We start from the raw sequence: 16,507 nt of genomic DNA on the forward strand, positions 1-16,507 counted from the left end.
AGAAATGTCCACAGCAAGAACTGCCATCGTCACCGGGGGATCTCGGGGAATCGGACGCGCCGTCGCCGAGCGCCTCGCAGCCGACGGCCAGGCGGTCGGCATCCTCTACAGCGGTAACACCGCAGCAGCACAAGAGACGGTCGGCGCCATCATCGAAGCCGGAGGAAAAGCGATCGCGATTCAAGCGGACATCGCCGACCCCGAACAGGTCAGTGCCGCGTTCGACGCGATCACAGCCGAGTTCGGCCACATCGACGTCATCGTCAACGCCGCAGGAATCATGATCCTCAGCCCGCTCGCAGAGCTTGACCTCGACGACCTCGACCGTATGTACCGCACCAACATCCGAGGAACATTCGTCGTCGACAAGGAAGCCGCCGCCCGCGTGCGCGACGGCGGAGCCATCATCAACTTCTCCACCTCGGTGAAGAAGCTCGGCTTGCCCGGCTACTCGGCTTACGCGGCGTCCAAGGGCGCCGTCGACGCAATCAGCGCCGTGCTCGCCAAAGAACTCAGAGGTCGAGACATCACCGTGAACGCCGTCGCCCCAGGCCCCACCGCAACTGCACTGTTCCTCGACGGGAAAGACGCGGCAACCATCGAGCGCATGTCACAAATGAACCCGCTCGGCCGACTCGGAACCCCCGAGGACATCGCTGAAGTCGTATCGCTGCTCGCCGGGCCCGGCAGGTGGATCAACGGACAGACGCTGTACGCCAACGGCGGCATGGTCTAGGACTGAAGATCCCGATAGCGGGAGGCACCTGAACTGCCAAGGGACGTTGGATGCGTTCTAACGACGCGCTGGAGTCGTTGAAGGGCGAAGAGGACCTCCCGCTTTTCGGCGTGGAGCTGCTTCGGTTCCACTCGAACGAGGATGTCCGCGACGTCGTGCGCTCATGCTGCTCTGATGTAGTGCCAGCGATCACGGATCGCGCGTCTCGTCGTCGACGTGGATGGGCCGGTGTCTCACGCAGCTGCGGGATTCCAGCTTGCGCGGCCGAGGGCGACGAAGCCAAGTCAGCCGGTGAGGGCATGGGTCTGCCGGTAGAGGTTGGCTCTGGACATCCCGAGGTCGCGGGCGACATGTGCAGCCGGTTCGCCCGCCTCGATGAGGCGGAGCGCGTTGCGGATCTGGCTATCGGTGATCGTTCGCGGGCGGCCGCCGAGGTCCCCTCCGGCTGCGCGGCGCTTTGCGATCAAGTTAGTGACGCGTTCGCGCTTGATCTCGTGTTCCATCTGCGCCAGCGCCGCCATGATCGTGAACGGCATCGACCCCATCGGGGTCGCGGTGTCGACATCGCCACCGCCCAGATTGAGAACGCGGAGGTCAGCGCCACGAGTCCGGAACTCGTCGGCGAACGCGAGCATGGTCTGCGCCGACATCAAGGCTGCGAACTAGCCCACATCGTCCGACAAAAGGCCAAACAACCCGACGAAGTCTGGCCGCGAGCAACACGAGGCCCCGGTGTTCGCGGAGCCGGGCGCGAGTTTGGGCGTTCATGATGTCGCCGTGGATGAATGACCACAGCACACGAACCTCGTCGGCGTCGAGGTTCTGCCCGGGACTCGTGTCAAGCGGTGAGAGATAGCGGCCTGGGTGATTCATCGCAGAACCTCCTTCGCCGCTCAGTGTTGGTCGGTGCTGACGATGTGCCAGTGACCATTGGTGCGGGTCAGTTCGCTCCAGCTAGCGGTGGGCACGGCGGGGGATGGTTCTGTGGGCTCGATGCTGGTGATGATGGGACGGATGACCGCGTCGTGGGTGACGATGACGACAGATCGCGTCTCATCCACGATCGCGTCGAGCGCAGGGAGGACACGCTCGAGGACGTGTTGGACGGACTCGACGCCGGGTGCATCGTCGATCATGCCCCATTGTGTGAGGACATCCTCGGTGCGGTGGCCGGTCCAAGGCCCGTAGTCACGGTCGGTGAGACGTGCGTCGGCGCGGTGGGGCACGTCAGCGGTTTCCGCGATGATCGCGGCGGTGCGGGTTGCTCGCTGGAGCGGGCTGGAGAGTACGAGTGAGAACGTCTTGCTGGCGAGCGACTGAGCGAGATGCTTAGCTTCGGCGATACCGGCGGGGTCGAGTTCGGGGTCGGCGAGCCCGCGGAGTCTGCCTTCGGCGTTCAGCGCGGTCCGGCCGTGCCTGGCGAGGTAGATGTGGCGGGTGGCGGAATCAGGGTCGGTCATGGTTTCCTCCTGCGGTTCTGATGCTCATGCTCGTGGTCAGGTGCTGAGGTGGTGGGGTGGGAGGTGAGGGGACGGCTCCTCTCCAGGGCCGTCCCCTCGTGCTCGTGTACCGGAGGCGAAGACCGACCTCCAACTGGTGTGGCACACGAGCAGTCGATGTCCATCGGATGATGGAGGTTTAGTTCGCCGGATCGGTGAGCCGGGCGAAGGCTTGGGTGACGAGGTGTTCGGCGTCGGCTGCGCCGGCCCAGCCTTGGATCGTGACGTGTTTCCCGGGTTCGAGGTCCTTGTAGTGGGTGAAGAAGTGCTCGATCTGGGCTCGGGTGTCGGCTGGGACGTCGTCGATGTTCTGGATGTGTGCCCAGCGCGGGTCGGTGGCCGGGACGGTGATGATCTTCGCGTCAGGGCCGGCGTCGTCGCTCATCAGGAACGCACCGACGGGCCGGACGGAGACGAGGACGCCGGGGAAGATGCTGTTGCGCAGCAGCACCATCGCGTCGAGTGGGTCGCCGTCCTCACCGAGAGTGTCTTCGATGAAGCCGTAGTCGGCGGGGTAGCCCATCGGGGTGAACAGCTCCCGGTCGAGGCGGATGCGTCCAGTGGTGTGGTCGGCTTCGTACTTGTTGTTGCTCCCTTTCGGGATCTCGATGGTGACGTCGATGATGCTCATCTGTCCTCCTGATCGGGTCATGGGTGGTGGGTTACAGCTGGTTGCCGCACCAGAGGCCGAGGGCGGCGGCGGCGATCGCCGCGGTGAGCATGCCGAGACTGTTGATGGTGCCCGCGAGCCAGCGGCGTTCCTGGAACAGGCGGACGGTTTCGAAGCTGGCGGTACTGAAGGTGGTGTAGCCGCCGATGAGACCGGTGCCGAGGATGAGCTCCCAACTGCTGGTCAAGGCGTTGTGGAGGGTGAGTCCGGTGAGGAGCCCGAGGACGAGGGAGCCGCTGATATTGATCAGCGTCGTCCCGAGCGGGTATCCAGTGTTGACGAGGCGTTTGATGCTGCTGTCGACGAAGAACCGCAGCGCAGAGCCGAGCCCACCGGCGAAGGCTGCGCCGAGGAAGACGATCGGGGTCATGCGGTCTCCTTCGTCTGGGTGAGTGCCCGGGTGTGGCGGCGGTGCAGTTCGGTTCCTGCCGCGATGCCTGCGGTGCTGGCGGCCGCGCCGAGGAGCACGGTGGCCAGCGCGTAGAGGACACCGGTGCCGGTGTCGCCGTTCACGAGCAGGACGGCGGTGTCGGCGGCGAGGGCACTGTAGGTGGTGAAGCCGCCGAGGAAGCCGGTGCCGAGGAACAGACGCAACGTGCGCCGCGTCCCGGCGTCCGGGCCACGTCGCGCGAGCGCCTCGAGGAGGACACCGAGGGTGAACGCGCCCGCGACGTTGATGGAGAGGATCGCGACGGGGATCCCGCTCACCGGTGGGATCGCGAGGCTGAGGGCTTCGCGGGCCGCCGTCCCGATGGTGCCGCCGGCAGCGACGAGCGCGAGGTACTGCCACCGGAGGTGGATCGGGCGTGCCGATCCACCGGGGCGGTCATCAATCTCGATGTCGCTGTCGACCGGCAGCGCCCGGTCGTCTATGGGGGCGTCGAACGCGTCTGCGGGGTGCTGTGCGCCGGTCACGATCGTTTGCCCTGCCGGTCGGTACCGAGCCCGTACGCCAGGCCGCTGGTGGTCGCCTCGATGTGGGTGAGTCGGTTGTACTTCGCGACGCGTTCGCCGCGGGCGGGCGCGCCGGACTTGATCTGTCCGACCCCGGTCCCGACGACCAGGTCGGCGATGAAGGTGTCGCCGGTCTCGCCCGAGCGGTGCGACACCATGCCCGCCATCCTGTTCTGGCGTGCGGCGGCGATCGCGGCCAGAGTGTCGGTGACGGTGCCAATCTGGTTCGGCTTGATGAGCGCGGCGTTCGCGTAGCCCTGGATGGCGCCGTCGGTGATGCGTGCGGCGTCGGTGACGAACAGGTCGTCGCCGACGAGCTGGGTGTGATCGCCCGCCTGCGTGAACAGGAGCTTCCACCCCTCGTGGTCGTCTTCGGCGAAGCCGTCCTCGATGCTGCGCAGCGGATAGTTCGCGAGCAGGGTCGTGTAGTAGGTGGCGAGTTGCTCGCGGGTGATCGTCTGGCCGTTCAACCGGTACTGGCCGGCTCCGTCGTAGAACCCGTTCGCGGCGGGATCGATCGCGATCGCGACATCCTGCAGTCCCGGCGTGTAGCCGGCATCGGTGATCGCCGCCATGAGGAGGTCGAGTGCTGCTTCCGGGTTGCTGAGCGCCGGAGCGAACCCGCCCTCGTCACCGAGACCCGTGGTGCCGTACTCGGCGCGGATACGGGCGGCGAGAGCATGGTAGATCTCCGCACCTGTCTGCACGGCTTCGGCCTCGCTGCTCGCGCCGACGGGCGCGATCATGAACTCCTGGAAGTCGAGGTCGTTCGAGGCGTGCGCTCCACCGTTCAGGACGTTGAAGTGCGGGACCGGCATGAGCTCGGCGGAGCCGGTGAGGGATGCGATCCACCGGTGCAGCGGTTGTTCGCTCTGCGCCGCGAACGCGCGCGCTGTCGCGATCGACACGGCGACCACCGCGTTCGCTCCCAGTCGAGCAAGGTTCGGCGTGCCGTCCAGAGCGCGCATGGCGTGGTCGACGTCGGACAGGCTGCTCCACGACTGGTCGATGAGCGCGGGCTGGATCTCGTCGATGATCCCTGCCACGGCGTGGAGCACACCCCGGCCTGAGTGCGCGGTCCCGCCGTCTCGGAGCTCGACGGCTTCAAACGCGCCCGTGGAGGCCCCAGCGGGGGCAGAGGCGGCGTGGGTGGTGCCGTCATCGAGGGTGAGGCCCACCTCCACGGTCGGGAATCCGCGCGAATCGAGGATCTGCTCGGCGGTCACTGCCTGGATGTGCACGGACGGGTTTTCGGTGTTCGGGGTGGGCTGGTCTGCGGGGTTCATCAGGTTCCTCCTTCGCTCGCGAGCACGGCAGCGGCGTGTAGCGCCGTCGGTTCGTCGAGATAGTGCCCGCCCGGAAGGTCCGGACGGCAGTCTGTGGTGAATCGGTAGAGCAGTGGTTGGCCGGTCGGGATGTTGAGCCGCTCGAGCGAGTCGTCATCGAGCTCGTCAAGGACTCCGCAGAGGGCACGGAGCGAGTTGCCGTGGGCGACCACGAGCACCGTCGCACCCGCTGCGAGATCCGGGACGATCCGTTCCGTGAGCACGTCCAGGACTCGTTGCTGCACGTCACGCAGCGACTCCGTACGCGTCAGTGCTGCCGGCGGCAGCGAGTGGAACGGTTCCGCGGCGGCAAGCGTCGCGTGCAACTCCGCGCTCATCGGTGGAGGCTGCGTCGAGACCGAACGACGCCACGCCCGGAACTGCTCTGGACCCACCGCGCGCATCACCTGCGTCTTCGTCTGACCGGTCAGGGCTCCGTAGTTGCGCTCATTCAGCCGCCAGTCGGCCGTGACCGGCCGGGTGCGAACCGACTGAGCGATGATCGCTGCGGTGTCCTTCGCGCGTGAGAGCTCCGAGGTGTAGACGATCAGGTCGCTGAACCCCGCCTCCTCGATCATCAGCGCAGCACGCTGCGCCTCTCGGATACCGATGGTGGACAGTGGGGAATCGGTGACCCCGGTGAAGAGTCCTTGCGCGTTGGCGACACTTTGTCCGTGCCGCAGCAGCAGCAACGTCCCGGCGGACGCGGTCACGAGTGCTCCCACGGCAACGATTCGTGCGGCGGCACGGGGGCGAGCGGCACCACCAGCACTGGCCGGTGTTGGCGGTGCGCCAGGTGCACCGCGACCGAGCCACCGAAGAACTCCTGCACTGTCGCGCGCAACGTCGCCTCTCGGGTCCCAACCATGATCATGACCGCATCAGTCACCTCGGCTAGACGCGCCAACGCCCGCGCTGGATCACCCGCGAGCACGCGCACGCTCCATTGCACATCAGCCGCATCAGCAACCGCGCTGATGGCTTCGAACAACGCTGCCGGGAAGTCGGCATCGCCTCGATCTGCACCGTCTGGATCGATCGGGGCAGTATGAACGGACCCGTCAGGGATCTCCTCGACCACGTATCGGCTGGCATCGACCCAAGCCCACACCAGCTCGGCGCCCATGATCCCGGCGAAACGGACGGCCTCAGCAAGCAACGCGTGTGGAGCACCAGGGACGACGCCGACTATGACTGGGGAAGGGCGGTGGGTGGCCACGGGGTCTCCTATCTCTGGGCGCAAGGAAGTGCCGAGATAGGGACTGTTGTCGACGGATGTCGAGGTTGGTTCCGGCGAGCCCCACCACCGAAGCGCAAACGCGCTGGGTCCAGTATGCACCCGACACCCTGACTCTGTCACCCGATCGGGCGACGGAAACGATCGTTTTCGGTGCAGCGTGCGAGAGGTGCGTCGAGGTATGCGACACGCCGTGTCGACCTCCACTGAAACTGTCACCGAAGCCTCCAGCCTCCGAACTTCCTATCGATCGGTATCGGTGGGTGGCTGTAGATTTATTGGGGCGGCTATGCGGCTCGTCATCACGCCGACGTACAACGGATCCAAAGCGTTCATCCACCAGTTCAGCGAGACCGTCCGTCTTCAACTCGCAGAGACCTCGGTCCGAGTCGTCGAGCTTGTCCCACCGGGGTGCACGCACCCTGGGCTTCGGAGGTCGAGCAGTGCGTTCCGCTCAACGCCTTCATCGACGAGACCATGGCTCTCCTCGAGGCCCAGCCCGATGCGACGGAGATCCTCGTCGATGCGGTGCGCTTCCTCCGTTTCTCGGCGGTCGAGAATCGGTACTACACGACGGTAGCCGCAATCAATTCCTTCGCTGCCAACTAAAGCGCACTTCGAGTTGGTGATTCGCTTGGAGGCGAAAGCCACGTGGTGACGCTGCCTCAGATCTCAGAAACGTCCGTTTCGCGAACCTGAAAGCGGATGCTATGGAGCGGTGGGGGTGCGGCGTCTGGTCGTACCGGTCGCGGACGCGCTTACGTGCGCGCGCAGCCTGCTCGGTTCGATGTTCTCGGAGTGGGCGACAGTAAAGGATCTATCGCGGTGTCGAGGCGCTTCGATCTCGTCGATCAGGGCGATGGCGTAGTCCGCGTAGCTGATCTGACTGCGCCCTTGTGCGTCGCGGAGCACGACGTCGCCGCCACTTCTGTATGTGCCGGTTCGTGGGCCGTTGGGCTGGAACTCAATAGCGGGGGCGAGATACGTCCAGGTGACGTCCGGGCAGGCGGCGAGTATGTCGGTGACCTGCCGGAGGACGGCGGAGCCGTCTCGCAACGGTCCGGGTTCCAGCTCGGTCTCGTAGTAGCGGGAGGTGCGGGCGGATGAGGTGAAGAGGTGTCCGGCACTGCCGACGATGATGAGCCGGGTCGAGGTGCCGCGGAGAATATCGAGGAGGTGCCGAGTGGCGTCTAGGTGCTCGTGTTCTCGTCCGAGTGGCACGCCGTAGGCGGAGACGAGTACGTCGAGTCCCTGGATGTCTGACCGATCGAGCTCCAGTACGGGTTTTTCGATGCAGGCCGTGGCTGTGGTGAGCTTCCGCCGATCCCGCACGAGAGCGACGACCTCGTGTCCGCGTTGTTCAGCCTCGGCCAGGATGAGTGAACCGGCTCGTCCTGTCGCGCCGATGATTCCGAGCTTCACAGTGTCCTCCGTGTTCGTATAGTCGACCGCACTGATCAGCTCGCCTCGGGAAGGTCGATACCGGTGAGTTCGGTGCTGAGCGTCCAGAGCCGACGTGCGGATTCGGGATCCACGGCATAGGGCATGACGCCTTGCGCGAAGGAGCCGACAGTGAGGGTGGCGCTGTTTCGCTCCGCAGTTGAGAGCGGCGCGATGTCGACGTTCTCGCAGTACACGCCACCGATTCCGTCGAGCTGCGGGCTGGTGGCGCACCAGATCGAGGTCGCGGCACCCTGCTCGGGAGTCTTCAAGTTCCTGGACGGGTCGAGGACTGGCTCACCGTTCTCGTCGAGAACTCCCATGTCGATGAGCGCTTCGGTGGTGGTGTGCCGGGCGAGGCGGGTGATGATGCTGCCGGGGTGCAGTGCGAATGCGCGGACTCCGTGGTCTTGCCCGCGGCGGTCCAGTTCGAGCGCGAAGAGCACGTTGGCGGTCTTGGACTGGCCGTAGCCGCGCATCGGCGTGTATTCGGTGCGGGTGAAGTTCGGGTCGTCCCAGATGATGTCGGACTGTCGGTGCCCCCAGGACGACACGGAGACGACTCGGGCGCCTCCGTCCCGGATGAGGAGTGGCCAGAGTCTGGCGGTGAGTTGGAAGTGTCCGAGGTGGTTGGTCGCGAAGTGGGACTCGTAGCCGCGAGCGTCGCGTTCGAGGGGCGCCGCCATGATGCCGGCGCTGTTGATGAGGATGTCGACGGCCCGGTCGTCCGCGAGAACGGTCTTGGCGAACGAGTCGATGGATGCAGGGTCGGTGAGGTCCATCGGTCGGATGTCGACCCGTTCGATGCCGGCGAGTGCTTCGGCGGCGCGGCCTGTGTCTCGGGCGGGAACGATGACGTCGCTGCCTGCCGTGCTGAGGGCACGGACGGTCTCGATGCCGATGCCGGAGCCGCCGCCGGTGACGACGGCGAGCTTTCCGGTGAGGTCGATGCCTGCGAGGACGTCGGTCGTGGTGCTTGCGGCGCCGAACCCGGAGTTCAGCGGTGTCTGGGGTGTGGGGATTGTCATGATGTCGCTTTCGATGAGAACGGGGCGGTGCGGGGCCTGAGGGCGGCGAGGAGGGATGCGCCGAGGAGAGCGTGGCCGAGGTAGGCGCCGTAGACGGCGCCGCGCTCGAACAGGCCGAGATTCCATTCGGCGCCGCTCTGGTAGTCGGTCATGAACACGACGAAGCTGATCAACCCGACGATCCCGATGATCAGGCTGGCAGTTCCAATGCCCCGACTGATTCCGAGACGGCGCTGGAAGGTGCCGACGAGGACTGCGGAGAGGTTCCCGGCGATGATCGCCGCTTGCGCGCCCAGCAGGTGCAGGACGATGAGTCCGTTGTCGACGTTCTCCTGAGAGCCGTGGACGAGGGCGACAAGGACGATGCCGATGCCGGCGACCAGTCCGAGCGCCCCGATGAGGATCGGGCGGATGCCGGTTCGGAAGCGCAGCACGAGGATTAGCCCGGTGGTCGCGAGGACCCCGTAGAGAATCCAGCCGGTGTTCATGACCCATGCGAGCGGCGAGTTGATGACTTGCCCGAAGGCTTCCTGGGCCGGGCCGGGTACTCCGAGGTGGCTGACCCAGTTGTACAGCGGGGCGTAGGGCGGGTCCTGCCACGCAGCTGCCGTGACCAGTTCAGCGAGCCACGCGATCAGAGGAGCCGCGAGCAGAAGCCAGGCGCCCACGATGCCGGTGCGGGTCCGGCGAACCATGAGAGCACTCCCGTCCAGGTGACTGATACTGGTCATGAGGCGGCGGGGGTGAAGCCAGGCAGGCGGGCCATGATGGCCTGCAGTTCCGTGTCGTCGGAGATTCCCTGGAAGTCGTAGCGGGGCGTGTACGGGTTCTCGAGGGTGCGGATCTCGTCGTCGGTGAGCGTGATGTCAAGTGAAGCGATGGCATCATCGATCTGCTGAGTACTGCTGGCGCCGACCAGTGGGGCGGTGACGACAGGGTTGCTGCGCAGCCAGGCCAGGGCGATCTGAGCACGCTTGACCTCACGATCTGCAGCGACCTTCCCGACAGCGTCGATGATCGCCCGGTCGGACTGCTCGGTGAGCGGGGTGTAGAGCATGTCCGCGAAGCCGTCGCTTCCGCTGCGGGCGGTGGCTTTCGCGTCGTCCCAGGCGCGGGCGAGACGTCCTCGGGCGAGCGGTGACCAGATGACGGTGCCGACGCCCTCATCGAGAGCGAGGGGGATCATCTCGCGTTCCTCTTCGCGGGCGAGCAGGTTGTAGTGGTGCTGCATCGAGACGAACCGTGCCCAGCCGTTGGCCTTCTGCAGGTGCAGTGCCTTGGCGAACTCCCACGCGTGCATCGAGGACGCGCCGAGGTAGCGGACCTTTCCCGCCTTGACGAGATCGTGGAGGGCTTCGAGGGTCTCTTCCAGCGGGGTCGTGTGGTCGTTGCGGTGGATCTGGTACAGGTCGATGTAGTCGGTGCCGAGACGGGTGAGCGAGTGATCGACCTCGGTCATGATCGCCTTGCGGGACAGGCCCTTCCCGTTCGGGCCGGAGCGCATCGGGTGACGCAGCTTGGTCGCGATCACCACGTCGTCGCGATCGGCGAAGTCGCGCAGGGCGCGACCGAGGATCTCCTCGCTGGAGCCCTGGGAATACATGTTCGCGGTGTCGAAGAAGTTGATGCCCGCCTCTAGGGCGTGCTTGATGAGCGGGCGGCTGGCCTCCTCGCCGAGGGACCAGACGGGATGGCCGCGGTCGGGTTCGCCGTAGGTCATCGCGCCGATCGCGATGGGGGAGACGTCGAGGCCCGTGCTGCCGAGCTTGATGTACTGCATGGGTTCTCCTATGCTTGAGACCAAGAGCGGAGAACTCTCCGCTACTGAGATCGACCGTACCGGAGAGTTCTCCGTTTGGCAAGCGGGCGCTCACGACATCCTGGAGGCGCCTTGATGGAGGGCACAGACCGTGGCTGAGACCCGGAACGAACCTGTGCGCGCCGATGCGCTGCGCAATCGCGAGCACATCCTGCGGGTCGCCCATGATGCCTTCGCCGAAGACGGTGCGACCTCGCTGAACGTGATCGCAAAGCGCGCCGGCGTCGGTGCCGGCACGCTGTATCGGCACTTCCCGACGCGTGAGGATCTGATCCTCGCCGTATACCAGCACGACGTGCAGCGACTCGTTGACCAGGTCGGAGACGTGCTCGCCGAGCATGCGCCGTTGGATGCGTTCCGGGTCTGGTTCGAGAAGCTCGCGGACTACGTGCGCCTCAAGCACGGCCTTGGCGAGGCACTGCACACGGTCGCCGCGCAGAACATCATCAACGACACCTACGCCCCGGTAACCGCCGCGGTAGGCATGCTCCTTGATGCCTGCGTGAAGGACGGCAGTGTACGGCCCGGTCTCGACCCGGCCGACGTGCTGCTGCTGATGGGATTCCTGTGGCGCGTCGGGACCGATGACACCGGACGAGCTCAAGCTGCTCGCGTAATGGAGCTCTCCATCGATGGATTCCGCGCGCGCAATTGAGCGTGTGGCGAGCTTCCGGCACCACATCGCTCAGCCCTCGCGGCCTACGCGAGCAGGCTCTCGCTGAGGCTCCACAGCCGGTCGGCGGCGTCCGGGTCGATGGCGTGCGGGACGACCCCGACCGGGGTGCTTCCCGCGGACATCTGCGCCTGCAGGGCATCCGGATCAGGTAGGGCGATGATCGGTGATACCTCGTTGTTCTCGGCGTAGACCCCGCCCAGTCCGGCGAGTCGGGGCTCGGTGGCTGCCCAGACGCTGGTGGAGGCGCCCTGCTCGGCGGTCTTCTTGCCGTTCTCGGGATCGATGACAGGCTGGTCGTTCTCGTCGACGTTGCCCATGGCGCGGTGTGTCTCGATGATCGCCCAGGGGGAGAGGTTCGTGGTGATGATGCTGCCCGGGTGCACCGAGAACGCTTCGATGCCGTCATCGGCCCCGCGCGCAGTGATGCCGATCGCGTGCAAGATGTTCGCCGTTTTCGACTGTCCGTATCCGGAGAACGACTCATAGTCGCGGCTCTCGAAGTTCGGGTCGTCGAACACGACCGGGGAGAGCCGATGCGCCCAGGCGGAGACGTTCACGACGCGCGCGCCGTTCGCACGACTCAGGGCCGGCCACAGCTGTTGCACCAGTCGGAAGTGGCCGAGGTGGTTGGTGGCCAGGTGCAGTTCGTTGCCGCGGGAGTCGCGCGACAACGGGACGGCCATGATGCCCGCGCTGTTGACCAGGATGTCCAGGGCGCGCCCGGAGGCGAGGAATCGCTCCGCGAAGGCGTCGACGGAGTCGCGGTCCGCGAGGTCGAGCCGTTCGACTTCGATGTCGTCGATGTCGCTCACGCGGGCGCGACCCTTCTCGGGATCGCGCACCGGAACCACGACGTCGGCTCCGGCTGCGCGCAGTGCGCGCGTCGTCTCCAGGCCGACTCCGGAGTGGCCTCCGGTGACGATGGCGACCCTGCCGGTCAGGTCGATGCCGGCGACCACGTCGAGGGCGGTGCTCGCGGCGGTGAATCGGGAGCCGATCGGGTGCTGTCTGGTCGTTGATGACATGTGTGGTTGCGCCTTCCATGATCGTGACGGAGAGCTCTCCGCCATACATGGGCTAGGCTAACGGAGAACTCTCCGTCAAGCAATCGAGGAACTCATGACCGTGACCTCCAAACGGGTTGAGCAACTCCAGGAGCAGGCCGCCCGCACCCGGGAGAAGCTCTTGGAGGTCGCTCGAGGTGCATTCGCGGAGTCCAGCGATGTCTCGCTCAATTCGATCGCGAAAATCGCTGGCGTGGGTATCGGCACCGTTTACCGGCACTTTCCCAGTCGGGAGGATCTGGTTTTCGCTGTCTACCGCGATGAGGTGCAGCAGTTGTGCGATACGGCAGCGGAGCTGCTGGCCGCGAACGAGCCGATCATCGCGTTCCGCGTATGGCTGGATCGCCTCGCCCAGTACGCCATGACAAAGGCGGGCCTCGTCGACGCACTCCGGACCTCCGGGGGCCATGCCCGCTTCGCCAGCGATGCCTATGGCCCGGTGGTCGAAGCGATCGGTGTCCTCCTCACGGCCAATGAACGGGCCGGAACTCTCCAGGCCGGCGTCACCCCAGACGACGTCATTCTCGCCGTGGCGGGCCTCTATCAACTCGACCCCGCCGGCGACTGGCAGCCGCAAGCCGCGCGCCTTCTGGACTTCGTCGTTGCAGGCATGACCCCACGAGGCTGATGACGCGTTCGAGCCAGTGGTTCTAGCTGTACTGAGTCATGAGGTTGGTGACACTCGGGCTGCGGGCGTGAGCCCGTGGCTCGAGTGGATGCGTTCAGTGTTGTAGTGATCCAGCCATGGCGCAAGAGCATCGGTTCTGTCCTGATTGCTCGCGAAGGGTTGCCGGTATGCCCACTCGGTTGCGAGGGTGCGGTTGAAGCGCTCGACTTTCCCGTTCTGCCACGGGCAGTGGGGCTTGATGAACTTCTGGACGGCGCCGAGTTCCGCGACGGGGTTCTTGAACACGGCCGAGCGTCGATACGCGAACGCGTTATCGGAGAGCACCCGGCGGATCCGCGGAATCCCATGCTCGGCGAAATGTGCTGCAGCGCGCGGGAGGAACCCGGCCGCGGTTGCGCCTTTCTCGTCCGGGAGAACTTCGGCATAGGCCAGACGAGTGTGGTCATCCACGAGAGCATGAATGTAGTCAAAGCCGATCCCGCGGCCTCTGACCTGTTCGCTGCGACCGCGGACTCGCCACCCTTGGGGATGCGGCCAAGTTACTTCACATCGATGTGGACCAGATCCCCCTGACACGGATGCTCGTATCTGTTCGCGCTGGCCCGGGTGGCACGAATCACGGCACCGGTGATCGGATCACACCACGCCAACGGAGGCACCTGATGCCGGAGCAGAGTCCGAGAGATCGTCCGCGGCGCGACCCCGGTGATCACCGCGAGCCTTGCCGGACCGACCCGAGCGGTCGCCCGAGCGGCCAACACCAGCTGCTCACGCTCTGGGCTGGTCCGTGTCGGCATCCGAGCCGGCCTGCTGGAGCGATCTGCCAAACCTGCCGCGCCCTCGGCCCGGAAGCGTTTCACCCAACGGTGGGCGCATTGCCTGGACACCCCGAGCTCTTTCGCGACATGCGCGACAGGCCGGCGATCCGACACCACTCGCTCAACGAGCAGCATCCTCCCGCGAACAGTGAGACGGGCATTAGCGTGGGACATGAGGCCTCCTGGCGATGAAGAAATAGACAGCTCCATCAAGCCAGGAGGCCTCGTCACGTCACAAGCTCCGAAGTGTCACCAACCTCACGGCCAAGTACATCTAGCGCTCCAGGAAGTCCAGTCGTAGGCCATCGATGATGAGGTTGTCGACGAAATTCGGCGTAGGTGGCGATCTCCCACAGTCTCGTTGCATCATCTAGTTCGACGAGTTGGGTGAGAGCCTCGTTGCCGCAGAATGCGGTGCCTCCGGCCGTGATCATGAAGAACAGGCTTCGCCAGGGCGCGGACCGAATCTGCACTGTTCAGCGTCGAGTCTTCGTCCCTCCCGGCGAGGATGCTGAGCTCGTCGCGATAGACCTATTGACGTGTTGGTCAGGGTCGCCGGGCACGAGGAACATCTCACATTCGACGTCTACTGTCCCAACCCCGGACGAGCTTCGATCCGATCGAGAACTCAAGGAGCATGGGCTTGAGTCGTTGCTCATGACGGTGAATCTACCGATGAGAGCGTTGAGCCACGGTTCATTCAGGTGTCTGGTGGCATCACTTTCGAGGATCCCTGACATCTCTGTCATGGCATCAACCAGCAGTTGACACTGAGGTTCGCTCCAGCCGAGATAATCGACGGCCGTATGCACCGCGGGTGGAACCTGCCGCCGCGGTACGGGGGAATCCGCGGCGGCAGGGGTCTGGTTATTTGCCCACGCCGGCCGTGAGGCCGCTCACGAGCTGTCTGCGCGCCAGGATGTAGAGCACGAGGATCGGCAGCGCCGAGAAGACGACGGCTGCGAGGGTCGCGGGGACGTTGATGCTGAACTGCCCCTGGAAGTTCCAGAGCGCGAGCGGGAGGACCCGGATGCTCTCGCTCTGGGTGAGGACGAGCGGCAGGAGGAAGCCGTTCCACACCTGCAGTGCGTCGTAGATCACGACGGTGGCGATCGCGGGCCGCGCCATCGGGATGACGAGGCGTCTGAGGATCGTCCACTGCCCGGCGCCCTCGACCCGCATCGATTCGAACAGTTCGTTCGGGATGTCGCGGAGGAAGTTCACGAGGATGAGGACGGTGATCGGGATGGCGAACGCGATCGACGGCAGGATGATCGCGTACAGGGTGTCGTACAGCTCCACGTGGCCGAGCATGAAGAACAGCGGGACGGGCAGTCTCGCGACGCTCGCGGAGACCGTCGTCCTGCTCCTGCTGCTCGTGTTCCTGAGCACGAATATCGCCGTGCTCGTGCTGCGACGCGAGCGCGTGGAGCACAAGCATTTCCGTGCGTGGACGGTCCTGCCGGTCCTCGGGGCGCTGTCCTGTGTGGTGTTGCTCACCCCAGCAGAGCGGGGAGGTCTGGTTGCGCAGCGGCATCATCGTCGCCGTCGGCTGCGTGCTATACCTCCTCACCCGCATCATCCGACGACGTGCCGCCACATCACCTGCGGCCCGCTGAACCGATCAAGAAGAACGGAGCTCCCTGTGTCGACGAACACACGAGTGATGCACTGCACCCCGGAGGACGTCTTCGCGGTCCTCGCCGACGGATGGTTATTCCCAGGCTGGGTCGTCGGCGCGTCCCGCATGCGCGAGGTCGATGATGCGTGGCCAGCAGAGGGCACCCGCCTGCACCACTCCTTCGGCGTGTGGCCGGTGCTGCTGGACGATGTCACGACCTCGCTGGAATGGGACCCGCCCACGCGGATGGTGATCCAACCCCACGGGTGGCCACTCGGCGAAGCTCGCGTGAGCCTGCGAGTGCAACCACGAGGAACCGGATGCGTCGTGCGGATCACTGAGGAACCCGTGAAAGGCCCAGGGACGTGGGTGCCGAAATTCCTGCTGGATATCCCGTTGTGGATCCGGAACACCGAGACCTTGCATCGACTCGAGTACCTCGCCAGAGGGCAAGCGCAACGCCGACGAACCCATCCAAATATCGCAGCTTATGACGGCGTCGGGTAGTTCTCGGTGAGCAGGTCCGCGAGGTGGACGGCATTGGCGGCAGCGGTCCGAGTGGCCGATGCGACGGCCTCAGGGGTGGTGTCGAGGTCGTTGTAGTTGGTCGTGTGCATCGCCTCTCCGTTCCAGTACACGTTGGCCTGCGCTGGAATGCTGAATCCGACGTCGTTCAACGCTTGGAAAGCATCGGCTGCGATCTTGTGCGCACCGTCCTCGTTGCCGACGACCACAACCAGTGCCACCTTCCCGAACAACGACGGACGGCCTGCCTCATCCGTCTCCGACAGCTCCGCATCCAGCCGTTCCAGCACACGGGAAGCAACGCTTGACATGTGACCCATCCACGTCGGCGTCGCCAAGACGAGGATTTGCGCATCCACGATCTGCTGCCGGATCGCCGGCCACTGATCGCCATCGCCCATGTCGGTCTCGACACCTGGTCGGACATCGAAGTCCACCACGCGGAGCTGCTGCCCGCTCACCCCATG

Annotated in this window: 18 protein-coding genes and 3 pseudogenes; 5 read left to right on the top strand and 16 right to left on the bottom strand. The window is 65.4% G+C overall.

Features of this window, described 5'->3' with window-relative positions:
- Positions 1-4: 4 nt before the first annotated feature.
- Positions 5-736, top strand: a complete 732-nt coding sequence (locus tag ACL9RL_RS18935; protein ID WP_422781846.1) for an SDR family oxidoreductase — start codon at positions 5-7, stop codon at positions 734-736.
- 284 nt (positions 737-1,020) lie between these two features.
- On the opposite strand, the pseudogene ACL9RL_RS18940 reads toward ACL9RL_RS18935, so the two are convergent.
- The 8 genes and pseudogenes from ACL9RL_RS18940 to ACL9RL_RS18975 form a co-directional block, all read right to left on the bottom strand.
- Positions 1,021-1,383, bottom strand: a pseudogene (locus ACL9RL_RS18940) (recombinase family protein); the annotation flags it as partial.
- A gap of 246 nt (positions 1,384-1,629) precedes the next feature.
- A complete protein-coding gene (locus ACL9RL_RS18945; protein WP_422781847.1) occupies positions 1,630-2,196 on the bottom strand; it encodes a histidine phosphatase family protein in 567 nt (188 codons plus the stop codon).
- A gap of 178 nt (positions 2,197-2,374) precedes the next feature.
- Positions 2,375-2,866 carry an inorganic diphosphatase gene (locus tag ACL9RL_RS18950; RefSeq protein WP_422781848.1) on the bottom strand — a complete coding sequence of 164 codons (492 nt, stop codon included), beginning with the start codon at positions 2,864-2,866 and terminating at the stop codon, positions 2,375-2,377.
- A 31-nt stretch (positions 2,867-2,897) separates the two neighbouring features.
- On the bottom strand, positions 2,898-3,275 hold the full coding sequence (gene crcB, locus ACL9RL_RS18955; RefSeq protein ID WP_422781849.1) for a fluoride efflux transporter CrcB: 378 nt from the start codon (positions 3,273-3,275) through the stop codon (positions 2,898-2,900).
- A complete protein-coding gene (locus ACL9RL_RS18960) occupies positions 3,272-3,820 on the bottom strand; it encodes a fluoride efflux transporter FluC (RefSeq protein ID WP_422781850.1) in 549 nt (182 codons plus the stop codon). Before ACL9RL_RS18960 ends, crcB begins: the two co-directional genes overlap by 4 nt.
- Positions 3,817-5,145 carry a phosphopyruvate hydratase gene (gene eno / locus ACL9RL_RS18965; protein ID WP_422781851.1) on the bottom strand — a complete coding sequence of 443 codons (1,329 nt, stop codon included), beginning with the start codon at positions 5,143-5,145 and terminating at the stop codon, positions 3,817-3,819. The genes ACL9RL_RS18960 and eno overlap by 4 nt, the downstream gene beginning before the upstream one ends.
- On the bottom strand, positions 5,145-5,897 hold the full coding sequence (locus tag ACL9RL_RS18970) for a 2,3-bisphosphoglycerate-dependent phosphoglycerate mutase (RefSeq protein WP_422781852.1): 753 nt from the start codon (positions 5,895-5,897) through the stop codon (positions 5,145-5,147). Before ACL9RL_RS18970 ends, eno begins: the two co-directional genes overlap by 1 nt.
- A complete protein-coding gene (locus tag ACL9RL_RS18975; protein ID WP_422781853.1) occupies positions 5,894-6,403 on the bottom strand; it encodes a universal stress protein in 510 nt (169 codons plus the stop codon). Before ACL9RL_RS18975 ends, ACL9RL_RS18970 begins: the two co-directional genes overlap by 4 nt.
- A 429-nt stretch (positions 6,404-6,832) precedes the next feature.
- Between ACL9RL_RS18975 and ACL9RL_RS18980 the strand changes: the two genes are divergently transcribed.
- Complete coding sequence (locus ACL9RL_RS18980) at positions 6,833-7,030, top strand: hypothetical protein (protein WP_422781854.1); 198 nt, start codon at positions 6,833-6,835, stop codon at positions 7,028-7,030.
- Between the two features lie 99 nt (positions 7,031-7,129).
- Here ACL9RL_RS18980 and ACL9RL_RS18985 read toward each other — a convergent pair whose 3' ends face one another.
- The 4 genes from ACL9RL_RS18985 to ACL9RL_RS19000 are packed head-to-tail and all read right to left on the bottom strand — an operon-like array spanning position 7,130 to position 10,669.
- The gene (locus ACL9RL_RS18985; protein ID WP_422781855.1) at positions 7,130-7,843 is read right to left on the bottom strand and encodes an NAD(P)-dependent oxidoreductase; all 714 of its coding nucleotides are present in this window, start codon (positions 7,841-7,843) and stop codon (positions 7,130-7,132) included.
- 35 nt (positions 7,844-7,878) lie between these two features.
- Positions 7,879-8,889 carry an oxidoreductase gene (locus ACL9RL_RS18990; protein ID WP_422781856.1) on the bottom strand — a complete coding sequence of 337 codons (1,011 nt, stop codon included), beginning with the start codon at positions 8,887-8,889 and terminating at the stop codon, positions 7,879-7,881.
- Positions 8,886-9,584: a DUF998 domain-containing protein gene (locus tag ACL9RL_RS18995; RefSeq protein ID WP_422781857.1), complete on the bottom strand. Its 699-nt coding sequence runs from the start codon at positions 9,582-9,584 to the stop codon at positions 8,886-8,888. The genes ACL9RL_RS18990 and ACL9RL_RS18995 overlap by 4 nt, the downstream gene beginning before the upstream one ends.
- A 32-nt stretch (positions 9,585-9,616) precedes the next feature.
- A complete protein-coding gene (locus ACL9RL_RS19000; protein ID WP_422781858.1) occupies positions 9,617-10,669 on the bottom strand; it encodes an aldo/keto reductase in 1,053 nt (350 codons plus the stop codon).
- A gap of 130 nt (positions 10,670-10,799) precedes the next feature.
- On the opposite strand from ACL9RL_RS19000, the gene ACL9RL_RS19005 reads away from it, so the two are divergent.
- Entirely contained in the window at positions 10,800-11,363 is a 564-nt protein-coding gene (locus tag ACL9RL_RS19005; RefSeq protein WP_422781859.1) for a TetR/AcrR family transcriptional regulator, read from the top strand.
- A 44-nt stretch (positions 11,364-11,407) separates the two neighbouring features.
- Here the strand turns inward: ACL9RL_RS19005 and ACL9RL_RS19010 are convergent, their stop codons facing one another.
- Positions 11,408-12,409, bottom strand: coding sequence for an SDR family NAD(P)-dependent oxidoreductase (locus ACL9RL_RS19010; protein WP_422781860.1), 1,002 nt, complete (start codon positions 12,407-12,409; stop codon positions 11,408-11,410).
- Between the two features lie 94 nt (positions 12,410-12,503).
- On the opposite strand from ACL9RL_RS19010, the gene ACL9RL_RS19015 reads away from it, so the two are divergent.
- A complete protein-coding gene (locus ACL9RL_RS19015; protein ID WP_422781861.1) occupies positions 12,504-13,076 on the top strand; it encodes a TetR/AcrR family transcriptional regulator in 573 nt (190 codons plus the stop codon).
- A 36-nt stretch (positions 13,077-13,112) separates the two neighbouring features.
- Here the strand turns inward: ACL9RL_RS19015 and ACL9RL_RS19020 are convergent.
- Positions 13,113-14,068 (bottom strand): annotated as a pseudogene (locus ACL9RL_RS19020) (IS481 family transposase).
- A gap of 693 nt (positions 14,069-14,761) precedes the next feature.
- Positions 14,762-15,193 (bottom strand): annotated as a pseudogene (locus ACL9RL_RS19025) (carbohydrate ABC transporter permease); the annotation flags it as partial.
- A gap of 346 nt (positions 15,194-15,539) precedes the next feature.
- Between ACL9RL_RS19025 and ACL9RL_RS19030 the strand changes: the two are divergent.
- The gene (locus ACL9RL_RS19030; RefSeq protein WP_422781862.1) at positions 15,540-16,022 is read left to right on the top strand and encodes an SRPBCC family protein; all 483 of its coding nucleotides are present in this window, start codon (positions 15,540-15,542) and stop codon (positions 16,020-16,022) included.
- Here the strand turns inward: ACL9RL_RS19030 and ACL9RL_RS19035 are convergent.
- The coding region (locus tag ACL9RL_RS19035; RefSeq protein WP_422781863.1) for a flavodoxin family protein at positions 16,004-16,507 on the bottom strand (504 nt) is incomplete at its 5' end. The two genes, ACL9RL_RS19030 and ACL9RL_RS19035, sit on opposite strands and share 19 nt — an antisense overlap.

The organism is Plantibacter sp. Mn2098 (genome assembly GCF_049319745.1).
GTDB lineage: Bacteria > Actinomycetota > Actinomycetes > Actinomycetales > Microbacteriaceae > Plantibacter.

Excerpts from the sequence above, each read along its gene's own strand:
- ACL9RL_RS18945 (WP_422781847.1), bottom strand. The coding sequence starts at position 2,196 with ATGACCGACCCTGATTCCGCCACCCGCCACATCTACCTCGCCAGGCAC.
- ACL9RL_RS18995 (WP_422781857.1), bottom strand. The coding sequence starts at position 9,584 with ATGGTTCGCCGGACCCGCACCGGCATCGTGGGCGCCTGGCTTCTGCTC.
- ACL9RL_RS19000 (WP_422781858.1), bottom strand. The coding sequence starts at position 10,669 with ATGCAGTACATCAAGCTCGGCAGCACGGGCCTCGACGTCTCCCCCATC.
- ACL9RL_RS18950 (WP_422781848.1), bottom strand. The coding sequence starts at position 2,866 with ATGAGCATCATCGACGTCACCATCGAGATCCCGAAAGGGAGCAACAAC.
- ACL9RL_RS18935 (WP_422781846.1), top strand. The coding sequence starts at position 5 with ATGTCCACAGCAAGAACTGCCATCGTCACCGGGGGATCTCGGGGAATC.
- eno (WP_422781851.1), bottom strand. The coding sequence starts at position 5,145 with ATGAACCCCGCAGACCAGCCCACCCCGAACACCGAAAACCCGTCCGTG.
- crcB (WP_422781849.1), bottom strand. The coding sequence starts at position 3,275 with ATGACCCCGATCGTCTTCCTCGGCGCAGCCTTCGCCGGTGGGCTCGGC.
- ACL9RL_RS18990 (WP_422781856.1), bottom strand. The coding sequence starts at position 8,889 with ATGACAATCCCCACACCCCAGACACCGCTGAACTCCGGGTTCGGCGCC.
- ACL9RL_RS19015 (WP_422781861.1), top strand. The coding sequence starts at position 12,504 with ATGACCGTGACCTCCAAACGGGTTGAGCAACTCCAGGAGCAGGCCGCC.
- ACL9RL_RS19010 (WP_422781860.1), bottom strand. The coding sequence starts at position 12,409 with ATGTCATCAACGACCAGACAGCACCCGATCGGCTCCCGATTCACCGCC.